The organism is Gordonia sp. YY1 (assembly GCF_009872315.1).
In the GTDB taxonomy this organism is placed as follows: Bacteria; Actinomycetota; Actinomycetes; order Mycobacteriales; family Mycobacteriaceae; genus Gordonia; species Gordonia amicalis.
This window is the reverse complement of the sequence record NZ_WXYI01000022.1, coordinates 1-22,637: the sequence shown is the minus strand read 5'-3', so window position 1 is coordinate 22,637 and position 22,637 is coordinate 1. Positions and strand designations below refer to the sequence as shown.

Here is a 22,637-nt window from a genome sequence, read left to right as displayed (position 1 = left end):
CCACCGCTTCCGACACGACGCAGCGGGTAACGACTCCGCCCGCGAGCTGCTCGTTTACGGTTACCTGGAATAGGTTCTCTACCAGGAGTTGACGCGTGTCCAGGTTGTCCGATCTGATCCGCCAAGCCAAGGCTGCGGACTCCCAACTGGGTGCTGACTTGGAACGGGAGTTCCGAGCCCTTGGCAAGCGCCGTACGTTCGGACTCGTCTTCGAGCGGCACCAGCCCGAGGCTGTCGAGCTGGCAGGACAACCGGTCAGGAAAGGCGACAAGGTGCGAGTGTTGCCGTCGCGTGGCGTCACTTCACGCGGCGATCAACGCCTGTGGTCGGTGACAGGCTTCGCAGGCAAGGGCAGCGACCGGGTGGCGCACCTGGTCGAAGTCGGCCAGGACGAGCCGCGGAATACCACCACCGCGCTCGTAGCCGACCTCGTGATCGTGGCGGAGTTCCGCGACGACATCTACCCCGGCCTGATCGAAACAGGTCGAGTCGAGCACGGCGGCGATAAGCCGTTCCACACCGTGATCAACGCGGAGAACTTCCACGCGCTGGAGATGCTGACCTACACGCACCGCCACGCGATCGACGCGATCTACATCGATCCGCCCTACAACAAGGGATCGTTCCGCGACTGGAAGTACAACAACCTGTACGTGGAGGCGGACGACGACTACCGGCACTCGAAGTGGCTCGCCATGATGGAGCGCCGCCTTCTCGTCGCTGCTGAGCTGCTCAACCCAGCGGACTCCGTGCTCATCGTGACCATCGACGAACTGGAAGTTCATCGGCTTGGCTTGCTGCTCGAGCAACTGTTCCCCGAAGCGCGAGTCCAGATGGTGAGCAGCATCATCAACCCGAAAGGTGTGTCCACCAACGGTGGCTTCAGGCGAGCGGACGAGTACATCTTCTTCGTCATGTTCGGGTCGAGTCACCCGGCTCGCCTGACCCTCGCACCGGAGTGGTCACCATCGCCGCGCGGGGCGATGGCCGAGGCCCCGGACCCAGAAGATGCGCGAGAGGTCGAGCCGGAGTGGACATCGATGATGCGCCGCGGCAGCAACTCGCGGCGGGTCGACCGTCCAACGATGTTCTATCCCATCTACGCGGACCCGGACACGAAGCGGATTGTCGAGGTTGGAGAAGCGATTCCGGCCGGCACGAGCGAGGCGCCCCCGAAGGAGGGACTCGTCGCGATCCTCCCGCTCCGGCGCAACGGAAGCGAAGGTCGATGGCAGGTCGGCGCAGATGAGCTGCGCTCCCGCATGGCACAAGGCCGGGTGCGGCTCGGGCGCGCAACCGCCTATGGCTTCGTGGTCAACTATCTCCCCGACGGTGCGTACGCGGACGTGCAATCCGGGAAGTACGAGGTGCGCGGGCGTGCCGACGACGGCTCGCTGCTCGCTTACCGGGCGGATCTCGGTGACGACCGCGTGGCTCCGACGCAGTGGAAGATTCAGTCTCACAACGCCTCCGAGTACGGATCAACTCTGATCAGCGACATCTTGCCCGGGCGGAGGTTCGACTTCCCCAAGTCCCTCTACGCGGTCGAGGACACGATCAGGTTCTTCGTCCAGGACAAGCCCACCGCGGTGGTGCTCGACTTCTTCTCCGGCTCTGGTACCACCGCGCACGCCGTGATGCGCCTGAACAAGCAGGACGGTGGGCAGCGACAGTGCATCTCGGTCACCAACAACGAGGTCTCCGCCGACGAGCAGGGTGCCCTGAGCGCTGAGGGTCTGCGACCCGGCGACCCCGACTGGGAGAAATGGGGGGTGTGCGACCACATCACCAAGCCCAGGATCAAGGCAGCGATCACCGGCAAGACACCCGATGGCGACCCGCTCCGCGGTGCCTACAAGTTCACCGACGAGTTCCCCATGGCCGAGGGCTTCGAGGAGAACGCGGCGTTCTTCACCCTGACCTACGAGGGTCCGCTGTCGGTAGCCCACCACCGTGCCTTCGCGAGGGTCGCGCCGATGCTGTGGCTGCGCGCTGGGGCGCGCGGGCCGATCATCACCGAGATCGGCGACAAGGGCTGGGACCTCACCGACGTGTACGGCGTACTCGACGACCTCGACACCGCGGCCCGCTTCGTCACCGAGGTGAAGAAGACGCCGGGCGTGGCGATGGTGTACATCGTCACCGACGACGACCTCGCCTTCCAGATGGTGTGCCGAGAACTACCCAAGGGGGTCCGGCCCGTCCAGCTCTACGAGTCGTACTTGCGGAACTTCGAGATCAACTCTGGGAGGTTCGCCTGATGGAGTACACGCTCAAGGACTACCAAGTCGGTGCCGTCGCGGGTGTGCTCGACAACCTCACGCAGGCGCGCACCCTCTACAAGCAGTTCGGCTCCAAGTCGAGGTTCGCGCTGTCCGCCGTCACCGGCGCGGGCAAGACCGTCATGGCGGCCGCCGTCATCGAGGCGCTGTTCTTCGGCAGCGACGAGTTCGACTTCGCCGCCGACCCCGGGGCGGTGGTGCTCTGGTTCAGCGACGACCCCAGCTTGAACGAGCAGTCGCGAAGGCGGATCCAGGCCGCCGGTGGTGAGCAGCTCGACTCGCGGCTGCGGATCATCGAGTCCACGTTCAACGAGCCGAAGCTGCGACCCGGCAACGTCTACTTCCTCAACGCGCAGAAGCTGAGCAAGGGCGCGCGGCTCGTGCGCGGTGACCGCAACGGCGACACCGACGAGATGGCACTGGTGCCTCGCCCCGACGAGGTGCAGAGCAACATCTACGACGTCATCGCCGAGACGATCGCCGACGAGCGGCTCACGCTGTACTTCGTGCAGGACGAGGCGCACCGCGGTTGGAACAACTCCGCCGGCGACCGCACCACCATCGTGCAGCGACTGGTCAACGGACACGGCACCACTCCACCGATGCCGATCGTCTGGGGCATCTCGGCGACGACGCAGAACTTCGAGGACGCGTTCAAGGACGCACCGCAGGGGCGGGTGGCACTGCCGGCGGTCGAGGTGGACTCCGCGCTGGTCCAGGCATCGGGACTGCTCAAGGACGACATCGTCCTGTCGATCCCCAGCGAGTCGGGCACCTTCGACACGGTGCTGCTCAAGCGGGCCGTCAGGAAGGTGATCGCAAGCACCAAGGCGTGGGCCCAGTATGCGAAGGAGCAAGGCGAGACCGACCCCGTCGTGCCGCTCCTGGTGGTGCAGGTGCGCGACGGTGATACCGCAGCTACCCAGACCGCGGTGACCCGAGCGGTGGAAGCGGTCTTCGAGGAGTGGACGGACCTACCGACCCAGTCGTTCGCGAACGTCTTCGGCGAGCACCAAGACCTGTCCGTGAACCAGGTGCCCGTTCCGTACGTGGCACCGGAGACGGTGCAGGAAGAGACGTGGATCCGGGTGCTGTTCGCGAAGACGGCGATCAGCACCGGGTGGGACTGCCCCCGCGCCGAGGTGCTCGTCTCCTTCCGGCCTGCGGTCGACCCCACCCACATCACGCAGCTACTCGGTCGCATGGTGCGCACTCCGCTGGCGCGCCGGATCCCCGGCAACCAGGTGCTGAACTCCGTCGAGTGCCTGCTCCCGTTCTTCGACCGGAAGACGGCGACCGCGGTCGCGGAGGAGCTGATGCGCGGCGCCACCGGCGGCGGTGACGGCGACTCCGGCGGCGGCCCGGGCCGACGCGTGCTGTTCGACCCGGTGACACTCCTACCCAACCCGCAGGTGCCTGAGGAGGTCTGGGAACGCTTCGACATGCTGCCCGCGCAGACGATCCCGAAGCGCGCCGCGAAGCCCATCAAGCGGCTCACCGCGATCGCGAAGGCACTCTCCGACGACGACCTGATCACCGACGCCGGGAAGCAGGCGCACGCACACCTGCACGCGGTCCTCGACGGGCGGCGTGTGCAGTACAAAGACAAGATCGACGCGGCGGTCAAGGACGTCATGACGATGGAGGGCGAGGAGCTGCGCGGGAAACTGCACAGCAACACCGCCATCTCCCGCAAGGCCTTCACCGACACCGCCGACCACCGCGCCATCCAGGACGCGTACCGGGCCGCCGGCCGTGTCTTCAGCGCCGACCTCGCGCGAACCTACGTCGGGCACCTCGCCGGCGACGACGCCGACGACGATGAGCTCCGCGATGCAACAGTCCAACTCGCAGCGGCGGCGCTCGTGCCCGAGGTCGCGGAGGCCATCGACGACGAAGCGAACAAACTCGCCGCCGACTGGCTGCAGCAGACACGGGTGCAGCGCAAGGGACTGACCGACGAGCGGCAGGCCGTCTACGACGAGCTGGAGTCGATGACGACGCAGCCGCAGCCGATCCTGCTCACCCGTCCCCGGACCGGGCAGGCCGACACCAAGGTGCGCGACGCCGCCGGCAACGAGTCCGACCTCCCGACGCAGAAGCACCACCTGCTCTGCGACGAGAACGGTGACGTGCCGACCACTCTCAACGATTGGGAGACGCTGGTCCTGAAGCAGGAGATGAACTCCGCCGGCTTCGTCGCCTGGTGGCGAAACCCGTCGCGCACGGCGAAGGACTCCCTGTCGATCGCCTACCGCGACATGTCGAGCGGCGCGTTCAAGGCGCTGCGACCGGACTTCCTGTTCTTCTCCCGCCGCGCTGACGGGACGATCGCCGCGAACATCGTCGACCCGCACGGCCACCACATGTCCGATGCGATGCCGAAGCTGCGCGGCCTCGCCGACTTCGCCGAGACCTTCGGCTCCGAGTACGGCCGCATCGAGGCGGTCGCGAAGGTCGGCGACACGTTACGGGTGCTGGACCTGACGAAGGAGTCGGTGCGGAAGGCCGTGCGCGACGGAGCCGACGCCAAGGCGTTGTACGAGTCGGATGCAGCGGTGGACTACTGATCGGAACCGCCTCATGGCCCGCCGCGCTGACTCCGACGAGCATTACGTCCTCGACCTCTGCGACGAGGTGCTCGGCGTACCCGGCATCCGGCAGGCGCGGTTCGACTGGCTGCGCGGAGACCCGTCTCCCAACCGGCCCCGCGGGACGACGCTCCCCGTCGACGGGTACTGGCCGGACCTTCGGCTGGCGGTCGAGTTCCAGGAGGAGCAGCACTCGGCGCCGTCTCCGTTCTTCGACCGCCGGCAGACCGTCTCGGGCATGGGTCGCGGTGAGCAGCGCCGCCGCTACGACGAGCGCAAGCGCACCCTCATCCCCGAGCACGGGCTGCGGCTCGTCGTGATCGAGAAGTCCGCGTTCGTGTTGAAGTCACGGAAGATCGACCGTGACCATGCGCGGGACCTCCAGGTTGTGCGTCGGCACCTGGCGTAGTCGGATGCATCCACCGGTGCCGCGACGGATGCAGTGGCACCGGAAGACACCTCGCAATGCATGTGCGTTTCGTCCTACGGTCGCGCCATGGAACCAGGCCACGACCAGTTGCTCACGATCCCCGAGGCGATCGAACGGTTGCGCATCAGCCGAACCCACTTCTTCCGGCTGAAGAGGCAGGGCGTCATTGTCGGGATGCGTCTCGGGCACCGCACCCTGATCCCCAGCCGCGAGATCGCGCGACTAATCGACGAGCGTTACCACCCGCCGAAGGGCGACGGGTAGCTACTCCATCGCCGCGGCTTGCACCGCAGGGTCGGCCGCGATCGCCGCTGCTAGCTCAGCGGCGGTCATCTCGTAGGCCGCGGCGAGGGGAAGAAGCTCGGTGACCCTCGCCGGCCGCTCTCCACGCTCCGTCCGGCTGAGCACCGCCTTGCTGATCCTGCTCGCCTCCGCCGCCTGATCGAGCGTCAGCCCGGCACGTTCGCGTACCCGTCTCAGCACTGCGCCGGCGGCCGCGTCTGCCGTCGTGACTCGTTTCGGAACCCACTGCTGGTCGTCGTCACCCACACCGAACATGCTCCAGGGATTTGCTGGTGCATAGGTGGCGGCGCGCCGCGGAGGTGACAGACCGGCTGCGGCGGTGCGCCTACATCGACGTCACAGTGGCGCCGGTCCGCCGGGACGCATCCGCTTGACCCCGAGGTTGGCTCGCGCTGCGCGCACCAGCCCGACGAACTTCGAGGGGTGGAGAACCTTCGTGTGACCGCTGAGCTTGACCAACTTGGCCGCTTCGAGGAAGGGACGGTCGCGAGTGACGCAGTACACCGTCGCCAGCGGGTCCTCGCCGGCCAGGTACTTGCACGCCCCGTAGATCATCCCGTCCTCGTGGTCGAGCGGAGGGTTGCCGTCAGGTACGTCGGTCGGCACGCAACCACCCGACGAGCGGTTGCCGACCTCCCACACGAAACCCTCCAAGAGCGCGTCCGCATCGCTACGGTTCCACCCCAGCCCCCTGAGGTCACTCCCGGGAGCGGGCACGACAGGGTGCTGCGCCTTGGCGTGGACCATGTCCTCGATGTGGTCGTTGGTGAACACCTCGACGGTTTCTAACCCCGCGAAGGTCCCGGACTGGCAGGTCGCTATCGCCCGGAGCGAGTCGTAGGCGCCATCCGGATGTGGGACGGGTACTTGCGCGATCGACGCCGCGATCGCATCGAATGACTCCCAAGAGAACGGCGGACCGGTGAGGAACGCTGTGTCGAGGTACACATTCACGTCGAACACGACGAGATGCCGGTGGCCGTCCGTCACTGGATCAGGAGCGGACCCGATGGGGCCGGCGGGGGCGATCACCGCTGCGGGAAGGTACGAGGTTCGCTCCACCCCACGGTGAGTCGTCCTCTGCGGTTTCATCGTCGTCTAGGCTGCCGAGCAGCGAGTCGATGTCGATCGCATCGCTGACGTTCGGGTCACGGATGTACACGCCGCCGGCTGCGAGGTCGGCGGCGGTTCTACCCGCCAGGGATCGATGCGCGCGGTAGAAGCGGGCCATCGACTCAGGCGACAGCGGCGCGTTGCCGGGTGCGTCATCAGGAAGATCTCCGCGTGCCTCCAGCCATGGCCGCTCCGCGTGTGTTAGTGCGCTGAGTTCCTCAGCGGACATCGACCCGTAGCTCGCGATCACCAGATCCAGCAGGTTCGAGCTCAGCTCGTCGAGCTCGATGCCGGTGAGGTTCTGCCCGCTGCGCTTGCGGCTGGACTGCTCCATCCGGGTGTGACGCACCTGCGGGACCACAGGTCCGTCCTTGTACGCCTTGAACTGCTCATCGAACAGCGGCTCACCGGTGACGGCCAGGTGCCATGCCTGCGCGTAGTAGAGCAGCTTCTGCAACGACATCGCGTCGGTCCAGGGCTTCACGTTGCGAGCGATGATCACGCTCGCGACTTGGTCTGCGGTCAGCATGAATCCTCCCTCCGCGAGAGCTGTGGTGTGAATACCCCAAGTGTGTCACACCAACGCACCTGGCTTGGTCCGCATTCCGAAGCATGTCCTCGCACTCGGTGCGGCGTTGACCTGGACAGTATCGGTGGGTACCGACAGCGCGGCGGGTGTGCGGTCGTGTTCCGGGCAGATGTCGACGCGGGCGACTTCGGCACCGCCCTCCAGCACCTGCACGTACCAGGTTCGGGACGTCCGCGATTCAAGATCACAAAGTCCGTAGTGGCGGCCACTACTTGCGCCGGAGCCACTGCTAGAAAGTACCGTTCACCTGCGCGGATGCAAGTAGTGGCTGTAGTGGCGGCCACTACTCCCTGGCCCGCGCCCTCCGCCGAAACGGCGCCGAATCGGTACTCCACGGCAGGTCTACGGCCCTCGATCGGTGACCGAAATTAAAGATAATGAATCAGACTCTCACTTTCGTGTGAGGCAGCGGAGCAGTGGCTCGTAGCGCGGGGCAGCCAGTAGTGGCCGCCACTACAGCCACTACTCACATACCCGCAGGTGGGAACCGGTTTCCTGTCCTGGTTCTTGCGTAAGTAGTGGCCGCCACTACCTCGGTTCGCCCGGAAGCGGAAGACCCCGCAACCAGGAGTTCGGCTGCGGGGTCTCCACGCTGTGGAGCACGTGTGGAACCTACGCTGCGGGCGCCGGCATGGTTCCGATCGGAGGCGCGACCTTGAGGGCTGGGCGCCGGGTCACGGACTCCTCCCCGGTGATGACCTGCTGGGTTCGAAGTTGCGCGACAGCCGTGGCGGCGAACCCGCGCTGAACCTTCGACAGCGAGGCATCGAGGTACGCGACTCGGACGGCACCGTCCTCGAACAGCCGCGGGTTGGCCTTCTCGACCTTCTTGCGCAGCGCAGCCTTCCCCCTGACACCCGCCGCGGCGTCGACGAGGTCCATGATGCGGTCGCAGGCCGACTGCAGGTGTCGTGCCGTGGTAGCCGCTTCGGAAGCCTTGGCGCCCGCGTTGACGATGCCGCGGTCCACCCCCTCGGCCGTCTTCGTCTTCCCCGCGGTGATGCGCGACTCGATGACCGCGGCGTCGTACACCAGCTGACGCATCTCGAGGAGCAACTCCGCAGCGTCCCAGTGTTCCTGCGCGATGTTGTGCTCTCCGTCCCACATGGCGATGGCGAACGCCATGCGCTCCTGGAGCAGGACGTTGTGGCCGCTGATGCCTGCCTCGTCCTCGCGTCGGGCACGGTCCCAGTCCGCCGCCCGCAGCGCAGCGCGGTCACCTTCCGCGTCGATGATCTTCTGCACCACCTCCGGGACGCCCACCCAGATCGGAGGTGCTTCGTCGTAGCCGGGCAGGCCGCCCACGGTGACCACGTTGCCGTCCTCGTCGGGTTCCGGCGGCGTGTACCCCGGCGGGAGACCGGTCGGCGTCCACCACGGCAGCCGGTCTTGGTGCATGAGGATCGGCTGGGTGGGCTGCTTCCCGTACAGCTCGTCGCGCTCGCTGCTGTGCACCACGCCGGCGAGTCCGAAGTCGAACCGCTGCGGGGTGCCCCGACCGGCCTGCCCGATCAGTGGGGTCAGCGCTCCCGGCTGGGCGCCGTAGAGCATGCAGACGCGGGTGCTGTGCGCGGGAAGCTGGGCGTCCTTCTTCTTATCGCTGGCGGTGGACCCGGCCTCCACGCCCATCCAGATCTTGCGGGTGAACGCGTCGTACTTGGAGCCGTTGCGGCCCATCTCCTCGGCGACGGAGTCGAACTCATCAGCGGCCACGAGGAGGCCCGTCGCGGTGATCTCCACCCAGCCGTGATCCGCGTTCCGCGCCTTTCGGCAGATGCCCTCGGCGGTGCCGTCGCTGATCGGCTTGATGCCGAGGCCGCCGATCGGGATCGCTGCGTTGGCGACACCCATGGTCACCGTCTTGCCAGCAGCCGAGGGGCCGTTCAGCAGGCCGAAGGCGTTCACCGACACGCCCATCGCCTTGGAGAAGGTCAGCCCCTGCCGCGACGGGAGCACGACGTTCGGGGGCACCAGCGTGATGCTGTGGCAGATCAGCGCGGTCACCAGGCCATGGAGGTACACGCCCGTGCACTTGGCCCAGTGATCCGCGCGCCCCAGCCCCGGCGTCATGAGGGCAAGGCGGCGCTCGCGGACCTGGATCTCCGAGCGGAGCCGCCGCACCTGCTCGAGCTCCTCGGCGGTGGCGGTGACCTGGGCGTCCGAGTCCCCGTCGTCGAGGTCATCCGAGGCCTCTGCGGGGGCGCTCTCGGAGCGCTGCTGCTCACTGGTGTTAGTGGAGTCCGCGGTGGGCGTCTCCGCCGCCACCTGATCCTGCTCCTGGTACTCGAACCCCTCCGGCGCGGGGACCGCGGTGAGCGGAGTGCTCAGGTCGATGTCGAACCGCTTCGCGACGTCTGCCTCGGACTCGCCGTGGATCAGCGCGGTGAACTGGAGGCGGCTGCCGTGCGGCCGCCCCCACTCCTCCTGCAGGTGACCGGACCACGCGTGAACGCCGCGGCCGACCGAGCACCCGTCGTGGATCACCGCCGAGCGGTTGGTGGAGCCGGTGTCCGAACCCAGCACGTAACAGCCGTCCGAGTCGTACTCCGTGATCCAGACCCGGTTCTGCCCTGCGAGCATGGCGTCGACGTCCATGCCGTCGACCTCCTGGGTGATCCTGTCCGCATTGGGGTTCGGGGTGTACTCCCGCTTCTGGCGAGGCAGGAGGATCCCGTGCAGCGGCACCACGGACTCCGGGCACTCGACCTCGTTGCTGAACAGCCAGTCGGCGAGACCGCGGTTCTGGAACTCGCCGGTCGTGAACACGCCATCGGCGGTGTGTCCGTACCGGTACCCGGGCGCGACGTCGAGTCGCGATCCCAGGCCCACGACGACGCGGGTACTGCGCAGCTTGGGATCAGCGGGACCGGCGAGGATGTCCACGACACCACCGCCAGGCAGCTTGATCGCGGTCCGCGTCTCGAGAGTGTCCCGGTCGACGCCATCGGGGATCGGCACGATGAAGTGCGAACCGCAGAACTTCGAGGTGGTGGGGTCCTGTGCCTTCGCGGTGATGGCGTCGGGCACCATGCCCAGCGCTTTCATCGACGCCGTGGACGACGCGTCCTCACAGTCGATCACCACGACGCCGCTCTGTCCCGCGTCGTAGTCCAGGTTGCCACCGGCGACCAGGTGCGCGATCGCCTCGTCCCGGCCGATCGGGGCACGCTCGGTCCACCACTCCGAGATCGGAGGCTTGTCACCGACCCGGGCGGGCACCAGGGCGAGGCCAGCGCGGAGCATGGCGTCGACGAAGAAGGCCGCTTCCTCAGGCGTGCAGGCCGGCAGCTTCTCAGGGATGCTCGTCGGCTCGGGGATGCCGTGCGCGGCCATGTACCGGCGCACCTCGTCGAGCGTCACGGCGAGGCGTCCCGAGCGGACGACGTCGATCTGCACGCCGGCGTACCGCGCCACCACCTCGGCCTCGGCGGTCTCCCAAGCGCGGCGGTATCCGACCCAGAGGTCGCCACGCTGGTCGTAGGTGGGATCGATGCAACTCATGCCGACACCACCTCTCCATCGGCGACGGTGACCGTGACGGCCACGCCCAGCGGCGTCATCACCAGGCCGGCGATGCGCTCGCCGTGGGCGAGCGGCGTAGCGACGTACGGCTCGAGCTGGTCCTGATCCGTGATGCGAACGCCGGCGACGGGGAGGTTCAGGAGGACGGTGCGGGTCTTCGGCGTGTCGTCCGTGAGGGTTGCGAGATCGGCGGGGTATGCGATCATGAGAACGTCCTTCCGTTCTTGGTAGTGCGGGGGTATTCGAAGCGAAGCGGGCCGGCCGACACCGGCCCTTTCGCGCATCTAGGGCGCGATCCGCGCCCAGTGCAGGTCCAACCAGGAGTCGATCTCCCTGGCGCGCGCCTTCTCCTCGTCGGCGAGCTTGCCGATGGTGAAGGCCCGGACGTGATCAGGGTCCGCGACGCGTGCGGCGGCGCGGCAGCCGGCGATCAGGGCACCGGTTCGGTCACCGGGATGGGCAGCGCGGAACGCGGACTCGGCGGCGGCGCGCACGGAGTCGGTGGTCACGCGGCTGCCCGATCCACGACGGTCGGCAGCGAGCCCAACCAGGCCTCGAGATCCTCCGGGTAGACGATCACCGCGCTTCCACACCGGTGCGCGACGAGCTCACCACTCGCGATCTTGCGCTGGACGGTGCGCAGGCTGAAGCCCGTCGCCTCGACCACGTCGCGAGGCCGGTAGCCCAGCCGCCGCACGATGTTGTTCTGCTTCATCTCGGTCCTTTCCCCGGGTTGGTGCGCCTCGTGGCGCCGTGTGCCGCAGAACTATGGCTCCAGCCGCCACTAGACGACGACTCAGATGAAACGCCCAGGTCAGGAGCGTGTCGTGTCCCGAGACTTTTTTCTGACGCGGCATCGGTCGCCACGCGGTGCCATACACCGTCGTGAGGCGCCAGAAATGGCTCTGACCAGTGCGTTCGCCGATTGCGGGACGGTCTTAGAACGCTGCACGCTGGTGAACATGATCAACCGACCCGCCCCGAGCTCCCGACGAGCGAGTGTCACGTCCCCCGGCGCCCGCAGCCTTCTGACCTGCGGGTTCACCCTCGCGGCCCTCGCGGTCGCGACGCTCAACACGCCGGTTGCGGCCGCCGATGCTGCGGATCCGGACTGCGTGGGACTGTCGGACAACCTCCAACGCCTGTGCAACGTCGTGAACACCCCGCCCACCACGACGCCTTCGTCCGGCGGTTCCGGTGGGGGCATCGGCGACTGGTTCAGTTCGTTCTTCGAAGACTGGGGCGCGTTCCTCTTCTTCGGCGGACTGGTCGCGTTCGTCGTGTGGGTCGTCATCGTGAACCGGCGTGACACCGCCGAGGAGAAGCAGAAGCGCGCCGCCGCCACCCAGGCCCGCGGTCGTCAGATCGCCGAGGCCGCACATGCCGCCGCGGTGCAACGCGCACACGCGGAGGCCGCCGCACAGATGCCGCCTCGCGAGGTCTACGACCCCATGAACATGGGTGCGGTCCCGCCCACCCCGGACCCCGTGATCCCCGCACCGCCGTCGACCGACCCCACGGACCTGCAGCGGTACACGGCCTTCGGTGCGGTGACTCCGTGGGAGACCGGGACCGCCTTCGCCGCCGTGGTGAGTCGCGACGGAAGCCTCGCCCGGGCGACCGCGGCGTGGCTGACCGCTGCGCAGGAGGCAGGCCTCGGAGAGGTCGATGAGGACGGCGCGTTTACCCCGTCGGCCACCCTCACGAACGTGCGCTACGACGACGGCGACGTGGAGCTGGTAGTGCAGCCCGCGGGTCTGCACATCGCCGAGAAGCAGCTCGACAAGGCGCTGCCCTTCCTCGTCGTCGAGGCCCGCGTCGAGCGCGCGACTCCCTTCGTCCGCGAGGCGGCTACGGGTCGCTACGTGACCACGCTGACCAACCGCGTGGAGCCGGAGCAGGCCGCTGCGCCGGCAACGGACCAGCCCTCGATCGACATCTGGAAGTGGTGACGGTCCATGGCTGACATCGACGAGCTCCTGGGTCTCATGGCCGAGCCCGCACCTGAGCGCAAGGCGAAGCCCGCTCCCAAGAGAGAGAAGGAGACGCGGCGTGCCGACACGGCCGCCGCCGAGACCGTCGCGGGTGAGGGAAAGCTCTCCGCGAAGGCGTCGCAGACGCAGATCCTGAACTCCGAGGCCGCCGAACTCGTCGAGCTCGCGCGGCGGGTCTCCGCGGCGTCGGAGCCTCCCGCTCCCGAGACCAGCGTCACCTCTGCGCCCGCCGAACCGGAGGACTCGCCCGAGCGCGTTGCGCGCCTCTGGAACCAGCGCTTCGCCGACGAGTCGTGGCGCCGCCAGATGTTCGGCTGCAACGCGCCGGCGCATGCGGAGCCGCACGGACCGGGAGTGCGCATCTTCGCGGAGACTGACCCGAGCCTCAAGCCCGAGGACGCGATCAAGACGTTCCAGCGCGAAGCACTCGCGATCGGTGCCGGCCAGTACGGTGGCACGGTCCTCGCCGGTCGCGGTCCCCATGGCGGCCACCTGATCGGAGTCTGGCGCAAGCGAGTCGGGGCGGACCCGGCAACGCCGTGGAACGCCGCGGGGCACGCTGCCGGAGCCTTCTACGCCGACGACAAGTTCGCTCGGCACCGCATCCTCGCCTCGGCGGGACTCGATTATGTAGTGAACGGCCAGCGCACCGTGCCCACTGTGGTCTCCATCGACAGCAATGGCCCGACCGGTCCGGAGTTCACCCTGCGGATGCTCAAGGCCCAGCCGTTCTCCGAGTTCGAGGCGGCGGTACCGAAGCTGACTGCGATCTTCCGTACCGCAGTCACGGTGCATGAGGTCGGTACCTCGCAGGTGCTCGTGCGCCTCAACACGGAGAAGAAGATCACGTGGCCGACCGCGATCACCCTGCGGCCGCCGATGCTGTGGCGCCCGACGTCGCCGGAGTCTGCTCTCAAGGTGGCGCGGAAGGTGTTCCTGCCCGTCGGCCTCACCGCCGACGGCGAGACGGTGACTATCGATCTCGCTACCCGTCCGATGGGACTCGTCGCCGGCTCGCCGGGGTCGGGTAAGTCGCGCTGGGTCCGCACCGCGATCACGGCGTTCGCGATCGAGGTCGCCGGCGCGCCGCAGGGCGGCATCCTCATCGGCGACGCCAAGGGCGGCGAGCTGATCACCGCGAACCTGCCCGGCGTGCGCAACGTCTCGACGTCGGTCACGGCCATCAGCCGGATGCTCTGGTGGGCGCGGCAGGAGATGAAGAAGCGGCAGGCGCTGATTCCGCTCCTGTCGCAGCGCGGCGTGACGGACCCGCCGTTCGCACCCGTGTGGTGCATCGTCGATGAGTGGGGATCCATGCTCAGCGAGTTGCTGAACTCCACCGACACGGCCGACCAGAACGCCGGCAAGGAGTTGGTCCGGCTGGTCTCGAAGATCTACATGGAGGGCCGGTCGGTCAAGGTCTACATGACCTTGGTGATGCAGAGCGCTCTGGCCGCCTCGCTGCCCGGATCGATCAGTCAGTCCGCCGGCTGGCGCCTGATCGCCGGCAAGCCGAAGACCGGTAGCGGCGGATCGGGCCACATCGAGCGCCTGTTCCAGCCCGACCAGCAGGACGAGGCCCGTGCCGTCGCCGCCGGGATCGTCGAGGGCCAACCCGGCTTCGCGCTGATGGATCACCAGGGCAAGCCCACATTGGTGCGCACGTTCCATGGCTACACCCCGGGTGAGGAGCCCACCGATCCGAAGTTCGCTGGACTCCCCGCCGAGACCCTCGCCAGCTGGCGCGAGACCAAGGCCGCGTTGGAGAAGGTGCCGTCGACCCGCCGCTTCGGCTGGGCCCCGCCGGAGGGACTGGAGAACTGGCAGGACCTCAGCTTGTACGCCGGCAAGGACGGCACCGAACCAACCGTGCGCGAGCTCCGGGCTGTCCCGCTGGACGACGAGAACGGCAACCCGATTCCGGCCCACTTCAAGTACGACCCGCTGCACCCGGAGTTCGACAGCGGCGGCGAAGTCCTAGACCTCGACAGCCACTTCAACTGACCAGGAGACCTCCATGACCATGGCCACCACCGCTGCGATCATCAGCGCTGCGGACCGCGTCGTGACCACCCACGCCGACGCTCTGCAGCCCCTCACCGCGATCGGTGCCCGCACCGTCGCCGACCCGCCCACCGTGGAGGCCGCCCTCACCGCGGCGCTGCACCTGATCGCCGCGCGACCCACCGTCGATGCCGCTGTGACCGATCTGCTGCGCGTGCTGATCGACGCCGGGGTCCGCGAGTCCAAGTTGGCCCGACTCCTCTCGATCCGCAGCAGCACCCTCACCGACCGCCTCGCCGCCTCGGCTCCCACTGCGGTTCCCGTGCCGGAGCTGCACCTCGGCATGTTCCGACGCAAGGACAGGGTCAGCATCCGTGCCGCCCGCGAGTCGATGATCGGCGCCGCCCGCAGCCTCGGCCGTACCTACGCCGCGGCTCTCCGTCCGATCAGCACGGTGAGTCAGGGGCTCGTACCCGAGGCCGCCGTGGTCGATGAGGCGCTCGAGGCGGTGCTGCACCTGCACCGGTCGCGTCAGCAGCTCGATGGTGCGCTCGACCCTGTCCTCGCCGCGCTGGTGCTCGGCGGTGTCCGGCGCATGTCGCTCGCCGAAGCGCTCGGCGTGCATCCGAACACGCTGCAGCGCCGTCTGGCCGGACAGCCCCTCGCGCACGCGCGACATGCGGACCTGGTCGATGAGGGCAGCGGGAAGTGGTCCGTCGCCCGCGCCGAGGTCGGCAAGTACAAGCCCACCGAGGAGCTCGACGAGGCCCTGGTCGAGGCCGCCGTGGCCGAAGCGATCACCGGAATCCAGGAAACCGGGGGCTGCGCGCGTGCGTGAAGACAGCGCGACCGTCGCGCAATCCGCACCTCAGTTCTAAGACCGTGCCGCACACAAACTCTCAGACCGTCCAGCAGGAAGGAACCACCGTGACTCGCTTCGTGACCCACGATCCGTCCGCAGCAGCCCGCGCGACCGAGGAGCTGCGCGAGGCCGCCAAGGCGCTCTCCGTCGTCATCACCGTGGCTAGCCAGAAGCTCGCTCCCCACCCCGAGGATCCATACTCCGCCGAGGATGCCCTGATCGGTCTCGAGCGGTGGGTGCGCGGCGAGAAGGCACGCCGGCGCCGGATCGCACACACGCTCCTGCTGCTGCACGAGGCCGGCGTCTCCGAGCGCGCGCTGGCCGACCGGATCGGTCTGGGGCGCCACGCGGTCGCACAGATGGTCGCGGATGCACGCGTCGAACGCGAGGCAAACGCATGATCACCCCCGCGCTACAAGCGCCTACCGCGGTGACCGGTCCGGACGCGCCGGCCGAGGGTCCGGGTATGTGTTTCCAGACCCGCGACCTGCACGTTTACACCCCTGACGAGGGTCCGGTCGACCCGAAACACAACCCGGGTTCCGCTACAACCCGCGCTACAAGGACCGCCACAACGCCCGCTACGAGCGCCGTGGCCGCCGATCAGCCGGACCGGTCGGCAGGGACCGCCACTGTGGCCGTCGATCAGCCAGTCCGGCCGGTGCCGCCGTTTCCGCAGGTCAAGGCACATGACGAGGAGAAGAGCATGGAGAACGCAGGAGCCCAGGCCGCCGGTACCTGGCCGCGCTGGAAGGGCCTCCTCGCCCTGTCCCTCGCCACGTCCATCGGGCTGAACGTGTGGCACGCGTTCATCGCCTCCGCGGCGGGTGCTGCGGTGCTCGCCTCGATCCCGCCGGTCTTCCTGTTCTGGATCACGCACAACCAGGTCAGCGGCCCTGCCCGCGCCCGGAACTGGAGCAGGGACTGGGTGGGGGTGGCCGCCGCGGCGGTGGTCGCCCTGGGTGCCTTCGTCGTCAGCTACATCACGCAGCGTGACCTCGCACTGCTGCTGGGTCTCGACTGGGTAGTCGCCATGATCCTGCCTCTCATCGTGGACATCACGATCGCGGTGTCCTCCTTGGAGTTGGTGCGGGAGGCGCGACAGCAGCAGGACGCCGCCGGCGCGCAGCAGGCCGGTGCCGTACCCCTCCCGCAGCGGGTGCGCGCCTGGTGGCGGAGCGCCCCCGCCGACGCGACGCAGATCGCGGCGGGCCGCCCCGTCGACGCGCCCGTGCTTCGCGACGAGGCACCCGTGACGCAGCCGGTCGAAGCCCCGGCGACGCGCGACGCAGAGCCCGCACCCACCGCGGCGCAGACCGCGTCAGTTCGCGACGCAGCGCCCGCTCCCACCGCGACGCAGACCGACTCCGTTCGCGACGCGGCGCTTGATGAACCCGCGACTCACGCCGCGATGCAGCGCGACGCGCTTCGCGACGCAGACACGGAAGAGATCCCCGTGACCAGCGACGATTCGCGCGACGCAGAAACCATCAACGGCGACGAAGCGGCCACGTCGCGGCGCCTCACCGCGGTACCGACGACGCGACCCGCCGCGACGCATGCACCTGCGTCGCCTTCGACGCGGACCGTCGCCGATCGCGACGCAGACGGCGACTCGGAGCACCTGCGTCGCGCCGAACTGCTCGTCGAAGCAGGCCGCACCACAGCCTCGGTCGACGTGGTGCACCGCGTGCTTCGCGGGAAGGCAAACGGCGACTCGAACCGCGAACTCGCCGCGGCCACCGGGATCACGGAGAGCGCGGTGCAGCGCATCGTCAAGGCCGCCCGCGAGCTGGAGGCCGCCGAGCCGGCCTTCGCATAGACCTCCGCTACCCACCCCACCGACACCCGGGTGCACCCCCCTCACTCCGTCCACGAAAGGGACAACATGAGCACGAAGAAGTACTCGGTCGCGGCGCTCGCCGCGGCCGCCCTCACCCTGACCACCGCGTGCGGCACCGCGGCTACCGACCCGGTCGCGGCACCGAGCAGCTCGGCCTCCCCATTCGGAGCGCGCGAGGTGAAGAAGGCTGAGGCTCAGGTCGGCGAGCGCGAGCTCGCACTCCACGGCGTCCTCTCGATCCCGAGCACGGTCGACCGGATCGCGGCGGAGGAGGCGGCGCGGCAGGCCCTGCCGTACGCGTTCACCTACCGCACCGGATGCCAGTACATCCGCACCTGGGATGCCGCGCTGTGGCCCCTGTACCGCGGCGATGGCGCGCTCACCCGTGACCGCGACGACGAGCGGTGGTTCCGGTCGAACCCCGGCGCGGCGAGCGACCGCACCTGCTACCAGCTCGCGAACATCCCCACTGTCGACGACCCGACCGTGTCTACGCCCTACCGCTGGCGCGACGGCGACCGCAACCTCGTGCGTGTCCAGGGCGTCACGTTCGAGCTGCCGCACGACATCCCCGAGCGCGGCGTGGCACTGCGCGTCGCGAACTGACCATGAACAAGGAGAAGAACATGAAGTACACGCTCATCGCGGCTGGGATGGTGACGGCGGCAGCCACCGTCGCGCTCACCGGCTGCACGTCGACCGAGTCCGTCTCGGCGCCGAGCAGCAGCAGCACGGCTCCGACCGTCACGGTGCCGGAGCTCCGGCTCGCGACCGGTATGGACCGCGCGGCGGCGGAGGCCGCGCTCAAGGCGGGCCGGCCGTTCCTCGTCGGTCTGCCCGACGGCGCAAGCGTGGCCTGCCACTCGGCGCTCCTCGTGCCGGGCGGCGCGGCGCCGTGGATCCTGAACGGCCCGATCAAGCCTGAGGGAGCGGCGTTCGAGACGGACTTCGCGCAGGTGGGTTGCTCGGGTCGCTCCGTGCCCGCGCCTACCACCGCACCGGCTCCCGCCACGGCGATGGACACGACGGCGGCCGAGGCCGCGAAGGCGAAGGGACACCCCTTCATCTACTCGATCCCCGACGGCACGAACCCGGTCTGCAACGTCGGGGTCCGTCTCGCTGACGGCACCGAGTGGTTCCTCAACCGCTCCGGCGGACCGCGCGCTGCCGGCGACGCGCTGGCTCGAATCCATGACGGCTATGGCTGCACGGCGGGAGAAGTCGTGCCGGGCGTCCCGGCGAGCACGAACCCGAACTAAAACAAGGAGAAACGGCCATGAACATCAAGCGCATCCTCGGCGACCCGATCACGCACTTCGCGCTGCTCGTCATCGGCGCCGTGGTCGCCACAGCTCTCGTGACGTACAACTTCTTCCCGCGCCACGAAGAGGGCGTCGCACCGCCGGCCTCGGTGTACCAGGCCAGCGTGGACGGCGTCTGCAGCACGGTGGTCCACGGCTTCAACTCCGACGAGGTCTGGGCCGGTCCACTGCACGGTGGCGAACTGCGGCGGGTCGATCCCCGAGCAGTCGGTGTGACCGGATGTCGGACCGATCCCGACCCGAGCCGTCGCTGACCCGGCGGACCAAGGAGAAGAGTGATGACTGACCCCGACGCCGAGAACCCCTATGTCCCGGATGAGCCCGGCACCGTTGACCTGATCGTGCGCATCGCCCAGGTGCTCGCCGGCGACTGGATGCCCGACCTCGGAACGGCCCTGGAGGCAGACCGCACCTCGGCGGCCGGCTGAGTCCGACGAGCGGGGCTGCTCCGCGTACCCCGTGACGTGGAGACGGCCGGTCCGCCGGACCAGAAACAGGAGAGATGAACCATGACCGATCCCAACGAGAACCACGACGAGAACCTGCAGCGCATCTGGACGCCGGATCCAAACGCACCGCGTGTGCCGCCCGGCGATCCGTTCGGTGTCTACGCCGGCAAGACCGACGGCAACCCCGAGACCGACGCCGACATCTGAGCCGACCGTCCGGGTGCGGCATCCGCCTCAGCGGGTGCCGGGCCCCGACCGCCGGGCCACAGGAACCAAGGAGAGAACGATGAACGAGAACGCCTTCCGTCACGCCGCCTACGCCATCGCCCGAGACAGCGACGCGCCCGCCGCCGTCACCGCGTACGCCGGGGCAGTGGCCGCCGCTCGACATCGTGCGCAGTTGGAGGGGACCACGCTGGCGTGCCAGCTGATCGCCGAGCTGAGCACGGACCCGGCGGTTCACGCCGCCGCCGTGGAGGTCGGGCCCTTCACGATGCTCACGCTCTCGGACTGGCTCACGGAGGTGTGGGGTGACGTGGCCGCACTCGCCGCCGTGACGGAGGTGCCCGAGCTGACCGCCGACGAGCAGATGTACCGCCGCGCGACGATCGAACTGCTCACCGAGACAGACCCCAACAGCGGAACCGCCACGCTCGCGTTCGCCGCCGCGCTCGCAGTAGCCCACGTTCGGTGGCTCGCCGAGGGTATCGACGGGCTCACCGATCCGGCAGCCACCGCCGTGATCGACACGGTGATCGAGAGCGATCCTGTGGCCGCCGCCGGGAGCGCGGAGCTGGACGAGGCGGCCCGAGCCTCGCTCGCGATGTCCGTCGGGAATCGGTGGCACGTGATCATGGAGCGTGTCGCGGTCATGGGAGCGGTTCACGCGATCGAGGCCGCGGCCTGACTCACGACGCAACGCACCCCGCCACTCACTGCGAGTGACGGGGTGCGTTGCTGTTCGGGGCCTACGCCGCGGCGATGTCGCCGGAGATGAGGCGGTCGATCTCGGCGCTCGGGATCAGGCGACGCCGGCCGACCTTCACCCCGCGGAGTCTGCCGTCACGCAGCTGCGCGTAGATCAGCGACTCGCTGCAGCGGAGCAGCTCGGCGGTCTCCGACACGGTCAACATGGTGACCGGTGCCGGCGTCTGGTTGGGCTGGTTCTGGCCGACCGCGGCCAGCAGAGTGGCGAGCGCGGCGGCGATGTCGGGAGTCGTGCTCTCGTTCATGTTGCAATCGCACCACGAGAAACGGACGCCTCCAACTGAGACGGAATCGCGTACTTTTCGGCGTGTCGCGCTGAGTGCTCCCTGGTTCTTCGTCTACATCTCGGCGTGTCGTCCTTTTGACAATGCAAATGGCCGTGCCTCAAGAGAGGCTCAGTGCATGGCACGCAGACCCGACTGGGTAAAGGTAGTAGAGACGAGCGCCGGCCGCAGATACGAGGTGCGGGTGCACGGGCAACGGCCCGACGGCTCGCGGTTCCAGCACAAGAAGCGGTTCGACACGGTCGAGGCCGCGGTGAAGTGGCGCAGCACTGTCGTCTCCGAACTCGGTCACGGGACGCACGTCGCGCCGAGCGAGATCACGGTGCGCCAGGCTGTGGACTCGTGGCTGATCGGGCAGCGCATCCGGCCGAAGACGGTGTCGGCGTACATCACGTCGCTGCGGCCGTTGGTCGACGCTCTCGGTGATCGGCCCGTGCAGCAGGTGACGAAGGCCGACATAGAGAAGGTAGTCACTGCGCTGCGCGACGGCACGAGCCGCATGGGCACCTGGCACGCGCCGGAGAAGCTGATCAAGAACAAGAAGCAGGTCCGCGCCCCATGGGCACCAGCCTCGATCAACCCAATGCTGGCAAGGGCGCGATCGATCTTCGATGACTTGATGGCGCAGGGCATCGTGGTCCGTAACCCCGCTGCGCTCGTGAAGAGTCTCCCCACCGAGAAGTCCACGATGCACACGCTGTCCGCGGAGCAGGTGACCGCATTGCTGAAGGCGACGGCGGGCGATGCATTCGGGATCGCGTGGCAGCTCGCGGTGTACGGGCTGCGCCGCGGTGAGATCCTCGCGCTCGACTGGGACTCGATCGACTTCGACAAGGGCACCGTCTCGATCTCCGCTGCGCGCCTCGCGGTCTCGGGCGGCAGCGTCACCGGCGCGACGAAGACGAAGACCAGCACCAGGACTCTGCCAATGCCGGACGATCTCGCCCGTGCGCTGCGGGCGGAGCGGAAGCGGCAGCGGGAGCTTCGCCTCGCGCTCGGTTCAAAGTGGCAGGACTCCGGACTCGTTGTCGTGGACGAGTTCGGCAGCCCGCCTCACCCGGACACACTGACGAAGGCGTGGAAGTCGGCGCTGAGCGACGCCGGACTCCCACACGTTCGCCTGCACGACGCGAGGCACTCCTGCGCGACGCTGATGCACATGCGCGGTGTGCCGGTCGTGGTCATCGCGGCGTGGCTCGGGCATCAAGACGCCGGGTTCACGCTGCGCACGTACGCGCACTCGACGAACGACGCGCTCGCTGATGCCGCCGCGGTGCTCAACTCGATCACGACCGCTAAGCCGGACGCTGCCTCTTCGGAGTGACCGCCGGCTGGGTCATCGGGGTCACCGCGTCGGCGATTAAATCTGGAATGGGTCACTCTGGGTCATCGGGGCCCTGCCAGCACCCGCCCCAGAGACACGAAAAACCACCCGTCACCAGGTGGTTCTTGAGTGGCCAGGGCCGGGATCGAACCGGCGACCTTCCGCTTTTCAGGCGGACGCTCGTACCAACTGAGCTACCTGGCCCTAAGACAACCGGCGCATCCGGTAGAACCGAATGCGCCGGTCATCTCTGGCGACCCTGACGGGACTCGAACCCGCGACCTCCGCCGTGACAGGGCGGCGCGCTAACCAACTGCGCCACAGGGCCTTGTTTAATTGTTCTGTCCGACTCTCGTTGCCGAGTGCCATCCAGGCGTACCCCCTACGGGATTCGAACCCGCGCTACCGCCTTGAAAGGGCGGCGTCCTAGGCCGCTAGACGAAGGGGGCCGGTCTCGCTTCTCCGCTGGGAGCTCGCATAGCTTATGACAGGTTTCGAGCAAACCACAAATCGGGTGGTCAGAGGCCTAAAACGGCCATTTCTGATGCATCTGCGCAGGACGCCTGGAGACCACGTACGGAACGTCCCGAACAGCTGCCCGAACCTCCCGCTGCCTGAGGTGCGAGGAGCGATAGCGACGAGCCTCGAAGGCCTCGCAACAAGACGGTCCTATAGCTTGTCAAGGGTTCCGAGGTCGGTGGTGAGGTCGCGGAACACTTCGCGGGCGATGTAGCGCTT

24 protein-coding genes and 3 tRNA genes are annotated in these 22,637 nt (G+C 68.2%); 16 read left to right on the top strand and 11 right to left on the bottom strand.

Annotated elements, in window-relative coordinates; translation table 11 throughout:
- Positions 1 to 95: 95 nt before the first annotated feature.
- The 4 genes from BPODLACK_RS20890 (at position 96) to BPODLACK_RS20875 (ending at position 5,567) form a co-directional block, all read left to right on the top strand.
- Positions 96 to 2,261, top strand: coding sequence for a site-specific DNA-methyltransferase (locus BPODLACK_RS20890; protein ID WP_159406141.1), 2,166 nt, complete (start codon positions 96 to 98; stop codon positions 2,259 to 2,261).
- Positions 2,261 to 4,852 carry a DEAD/DEAH box helicase family protein gene (locus BPODLACK_RS20885; RefSeq protein ID WP_159406140.1) on the top strand — a complete coding sequence of 864 codons (2,592 nt, stop codon included), beginning with the start codon at positions 2,261 to 2,263 and terminating at the stop codon, positions 4,850 to 4,852. The genes BPODLACK_RS20890 and BPODLACK_RS20885 overlap by 1 nt, the downstream gene beginning before the upstream one ends.
- A gap of 13 nt (positions 4,853 to 4,865) precedes the next feature.
- Positions 4,866 to 5,282, top strand: coding sequence for a hypothetical protein (locus BPODLACK_RS20880; RefSeq protein ID WP_159406139.1), 417 nt, complete (start codon positions 4,866 to 4,868; stop codon positions 5,280 to 5,282).
- 87 nt (positions 5,283 to 5,369) lie between these two features.
- Positions 5,370 to 5,567 carry a helix-turn-helix domain-containing protein gene (locus BPODLACK_RS20875; protein ID WP_201450637.1) on the top strand — a complete coding sequence of 66 codons (198 nt, stop codon included), beginning with the start codon at positions 5,370 to 5,372 and terminating at the stop codon, positions 5,565 to 5,567.
- Here the strand turns inward: BPODLACK_RS20875 and BPODLACK_RS20870 are convergent, their stop codons facing one another.
- The 7 genes from BPODLACK_RS20870 to BPODLACK_RS20840 form a co-directional block, all read right to left on the bottom strand.
- Positions 5,568 to 5,861: a helix-turn-helix domain-containing protein gene (locus tag BPODLACK_RS20870; RefSeq protein WP_236577741.1), complete on the bottom strand. Its 294-nt coding sequence runs from the start codon at positions 5,859 to 5,861 to the stop codon at positions 5,568 to 5,570.
- Positions 5,862 to 5,942: 81 nt separating this feature from the next.
- Positions 5,943 to 6,596 carry a hypothetical protein gene (locus BPODLACK_RS20865; protein ID WP_159406137.1) on the bottom strand — a complete coding sequence of 218 codons (654 nt, stop codon included), beginning with the start codon at positions 6,594 to 6,596 and terminating at the stop codon, positions 5,943 to 5,945.
- Between the two features lie 4 nt (positions 6,597 to 6,600).
- Positions 6,601 to 7,248 (bottom strand): Panacea domain-containing protein, encoded by a 648-nt coding sequence (locus BPODLACK_RS20860; protein WP_159406136.1) that lies wholly within the window; start codon positions 7,246 to 7,248, stop codon positions 6,601 to 6,603.
- A gap of 672 nt (positions 7,249 to 7,920) precedes the next feature.
- Positions 7,921 to 10,809: a hypothetical protein gene (locus BPODLACK_RS20855; protein WP_159406135.1), complete on the bottom strand. Its 2,889-nt coding sequence runs from the start codon at positions 10,807 to 10,809 to the stop codon at positions 7,921 to 7,923.
- Positions 10,806 to 11,036, bottom strand: a complete 231-nt coding sequence (locus tag BPODLACK_RS20850) for a hypothetical protein (RefSeq protein ID WP_159406134.1) — start codon at positions 11,034 to 11,036, stop codon at positions 10,806 to 10,808. Before BPODLACK_RS20850 ends, BPODLACK_RS20855 begins: the two co-directional genes overlap by 4 nt.
- A 78-nt stretch (positions 11,037 to 11,114) precedes the next feature.
- Positions 11,115 to 11,339 (bottom strand): hypothetical protein, encoded by a 225-nt coding sequence (locus BPODLACK_RS20845; protein WP_159406133.1) that lies wholly within the window; start codon positions 11,337 to 11,339, stop codon positions 11,115 to 11,117.
- The gene (locus BPODLACK_RS20840; protein WP_064847807.1) at positions 11,336 to 11,545 is read right to left on the bottom strand and encodes a helix-turn-helix domain-containing protein; all 210 of its coding nucleotides are present in this window, start codon (positions 11,543 to 11,545) and stop codon (positions 11,336 to 11,338) included. Before BPODLACK_RS20840 ends, BPODLACK_RS20845 begins: the two co-directional genes overlap by 4 nt.
- A 247-nt stretch (positions 11,546 to 11,792) precedes the next feature.
- Between BPODLACK_RS20840 and BPODLACK_RS20835 the strand changes: the two genes are divergently transcribed.
- The 11 genes from BPODLACK_RS20835 to BPODLACK_RS20785 all read left to right on the top strand — a co-directional run bounded on the left by BPODLACK_RS20835 (position 11,793) and on the right by BPODLACK_RS20785 (position 20,211).
- On the top strand, positions 11,793 to 12,782 hold the full coding sequence (locus tag BPODLACK_RS20835) for a hypothetical protein (protein ID WP_236577740.1): 990 nt from the start codon (positions 11,793 to 11,795) through the stop codon (positions 12,780 to 12,782).
- 6 nt (positions 12,783 to 12,788) lie between these two features.
- Positions 12,789 to 14,828: an FtsK/SpoIIIE domain-containing protein gene (locus BPODLACK_RS20830; RefSeq protein ID WP_159406131.1), complete on the top strand. Its 2,040-nt coding sequence runs from the start codon at positions 12,789 to 12,791 to the stop codon at positions 14,826 to 14,828.
- A 13-nt stretch (positions 14,829 to 14,841) separates the two neighbouring features.
- A complete protein-coding gene (locus BPODLACK_RS20825; RefSeq protein WP_236577739.1) occupies positions 14,842 to 15,666 on the top strand; it encodes a hypothetical protein in 825 nt (274 codons plus the stop codon).
- A gap of 89 nt (positions 15,667 to 15,755) precedes the next feature.
- On the top strand, positions 15,756 to 16,091 hold the full coding sequence (locus BPODLACK_RS20820; RefSeq protein ID WP_159406130.1) for a chromosome partitioning protein: 336 nt from the start codon (positions 15,756 to 15,758) through the stop codon (positions 16,089 to 16,091).
- 305 nt (positions 16,092 to 16,396) lie between these two features.
- A complete protein-coding gene (locus BPODLACK_RS20815; protein ID WP_159406129.1) occupies positions 16,397 to 17,512 on the top strand; it encodes a DUF2637 domain-containing protein in 1,116 nt (371 codons plus the stop codon).
- Positions 17,513 to 17,578: 66 nt separating this feature from the next.
- Positions 17,579 to 18,139, top strand: coding sequence for a hypothetical protein (locus BPODLACK_RS20810; RefSeq protein WP_159406128.1), 561 nt, complete (start codon positions 17,579 to 17,581; stop codon positions 18,137 to 18,139).
- A gap of 20 nt (positions 18,140 to 18,159) precedes the next feature.
- Entirely contained in the window at positions 18,160 to 18,792 is a 633-nt protein-coding gene (locus tag BPODLACK_RS20805; RefSeq protein ID WP_159406127.1) for a hypothetical protein, read from the top strand.
- 17 nt (positions 18,793 to 18,809) lie between these two features.
- Positions 18,810 to 19,109, top strand: a complete 300-nt coding sequence (locus BPODLACK_RS20800) for a hypothetical protein (protein ID WP_159406126.1) — start codon at positions 18,810 to 18,812, stop codon at positions 19,107 to 19,109.
- A gap of 24 nt (positions 19,110 to 19,133) precedes the next feature.
- Positions 19,134 to 19,283, top strand: a complete 150-nt coding sequence (locus tag BPODLACK_RS20795) for a hypothetical protein (protein ID WP_159406125.1) — start codon at positions 19,134 to 19,136, stop codon at positions 19,281 to 19,283.
- Between the two features lie 81 nt (positions 19,284 to 19,364).
- Positions 19,365 to 19,511, top strand: a complete 147-nt coding sequence (locus tag BPODLACK_RS20790) for a hypothetical protein (protein WP_011723426.1) — start codon at positions 19,365 to 19,367, stop codon at positions 19,509 to 19,511.
- A gap of 79 nt (positions 19,512 to 19,590) precedes the next feature.
- Positions 19,591 to 20,211: a hypothetical protein gene (locus BPODLACK_RS20785; RefSeq protein WP_159406124.1), complete on the top strand. Its 621-nt coding sequence runs from the start codon at positions 19,591 to 19,593 to the stop codon at positions 20,209 to 20,211.
- A gap of 61 nt (positions 20,212 to 20,272) precedes the next feature.
- On the opposite strand, the gene BPODLACK_RS20780 is transcribed toward BPODLACK_RS20785, so the two are convergent.
- The gene (locus BPODLACK_RS20780; RefSeq protein ID WP_159406123.1) at positions 20,273 to 20,536 is read right to left on the bottom strand and encodes a helix-turn-helix domain-containing protein; all 264 of its coding nucleotides are present in this window, start codon (positions 20,534 to 20,536) and stop codon (positions 20,273 to 20,275) included.
- Between the two features lie 157 nt (positions 20,537 to 20,693).
- Here BPODLACK_RS20780 and BPODLACK_RS20775 point away from each other — a divergent pair, with 157 nt between their 5' ends.
- On the top strand, positions 20,694 to 21,899 hold the full coding sequence (locus tag BPODLACK_RS20775; RefSeq protein WP_159406122.1) for a site-specific integrase: 1,206 nt from the start codon (positions 20,694 to 20,696) through the stop codon (positions 21,897 to 21,899).
- Positions 21,900 to 22,029: 130 nt separating this feature from the next.
- Here BPODLACK_RS20775 and BPODLACK_RS20770 read toward each other — a convergent pair.
- The 3 genes from BPODLACK_RS20770 to BPODLACK_RS20760 form a co-directional block, all read right to left on the bottom strand.
- Positions 22,030 to 22,103 (bottom strand) — tRNA-Phe (locus BPODLACK_RS20770).
- Between the two features lie 47 nt (positions 22,104 to 22,150).
- Positions 22,151 to 22,227, bottom strand: a tRNA-Asp gene (locus BPODLACK_RS20765).
- A gap of 48 nt (positions 22,228 to 22,275) precedes the next feature.
- Positions 22,276 to 22,348: transfer RNA gene (locus tag BPODLACK_RS20760), tRNA-Glu, on the bottom strand.
- Positions 22,349 to 22,637 lie beyond the last annotated feature (289 nt).

Excerpts from the sequence above, each read along its gene's own strand:
- BPODLACK_RS20860 (WP_159406136.1), bottom strand. The coding sequence starts at position 7,248 with ATGCTGACCGCAGACCAAGTCGCGAGCGTGATCATCGCTCGCAACGTG.
- BPODLACK_RS20835 (WP_236577740.1), top strand. The coding sequence starts at position 11,793 with ATGATCAACCGACCCGCCCCGAGCTCCCGACGAGCGAGTGTCACGTCC.
- BPODLACK_RS20810 (WP_159406128.1), top strand. The coding sequence starts at position 17,579 with ATGAGCACGAAGAAGTACTCGGTCGCGGCGCTCGCCGCGGCCGCCCTC.
- BPODLACK_RS20855 (WP_159406135.1), bottom strand. The coding sequence starts at position 10,809 with ATGAGTTGCATCGATCCCACCTACGACCAGCGTGGCGACCTCTGGGTC.
- BPODLACK_RS20800 (WP_159406126.1), top strand. The coding sequence starts at position 18,810 with ATGAACATCAAGCGCATCCTCGGCGACCCGATCACGCACTTCGCGCTG.
- BPODLACK_RS20825 (WP_236577739.1), top strand. The coding sequence starts at position 14,842 with ATGACCATGGCCACCACCGCTGCGATCATCAGCGCTGCGGACCGCGTC.
- BPODLACK_RS20870 (WP_236577741.1), bottom strand. The coding sequence starts at position 5,861 with ATGTTCGGTGTGGGTGACGACGACCAGCAGTGGGTTCCGAAACGAGTC.
- BPODLACK_RS20805 (WP_159406127.1), top strand. The coding sequence starts at position 18,160 with ATGAAGTACACGCTCATCGCGGCTGGGATGGTGACGGCGGCAGCCACC.
- BPODLACK_RS20795 (WP_159406125.1), top strand. The coding sequence starts at position 19,134 with ATGACTGACCCCGACGCCGAGAACCCCTATGTCCCGGATGAGCCCGGC.
- BPODLACK_RS20785 (WP_159406124.1), top strand. The coding sequence starts at position 19,591 with ATGAACGAGAACGCCTTCCGTCACGCCGCCTACGCCATCGCCCGAGAC.
- BPODLACK_RS20780 (WP_159406123.1), bottom strand. The coding sequence starts at position 20,536 with ATGAACGAGAGCACGACTCCCGACATCGCCGCCGCGCTCGCCACTCTG.
- BPODLACK_RS20790 (WP_011723426.1), top strand. The coding sequence starts at position 19,365 with ATGACCGATCCCAACGAGAACCACGACGAGAACCTGCAGCGCATCTGG.
- BPODLACK_RS20875 (WP_201450637.1), top strand. The coding sequence starts at position 5,370 with ATGGAACCAGGCCACGACCAGTTGCTCACGATCCCCGAGGCGATCGAA.
- BPODLACK_RS20880 (WP_159406139.1), top strand. The coding sequence starts at position 4,866 with ATGGCCCGCCGCGCTGACTCCGACGAGCATTACGTCCTCGACCTCTGC.
- BPODLACK_RS20885 (WP_159406140.1), top strand. The coding sequence starts at position 2,261 with ATGGAGTACACGCTCAAGGACTACCAAGTCGGTGCCGTCGCGGGTGTG.
- BPODLACK_RS20850 (WP_159406134.1), bottom strand. The coding sequence starts at position 11,036 with ATGATCGCATACCCCGCCGATCTCGCAACCCTCACGGACGACACGCCG.
- BPODLACK_RS20830 (WP_159406131.1), top strand. The coding sequence starts at position 12,789 with ATGGCTGACATCGACGAGCTCCTGGGTCTCATGGCCGAGCCCGCACCT.
- BPODLACK_RS20775 (WP_159406122.1), top strand. The coding sequence starts at position 20,694 with ATGGCACGCAGACCCGACTGGGTAAAGGTAGTAGAGACGAGCGCCGGC.
- BPODLACK_RS20840 (WP_064847807.1), bottom strand. The coding sequence starts at position 11,545 with ATGAAGCAGAACAACATCGTGCGGCGGCTGGGCTACCGGCCTCGCGAC.
- BPODLACK_RS20815 (WP_159406129.1), top strand. The coding sequence starts at position 16,397 with ATGGAGAACGCAGGAGCCCAGGCCGCCGGTACCTGGCCGCGCTGGAAG.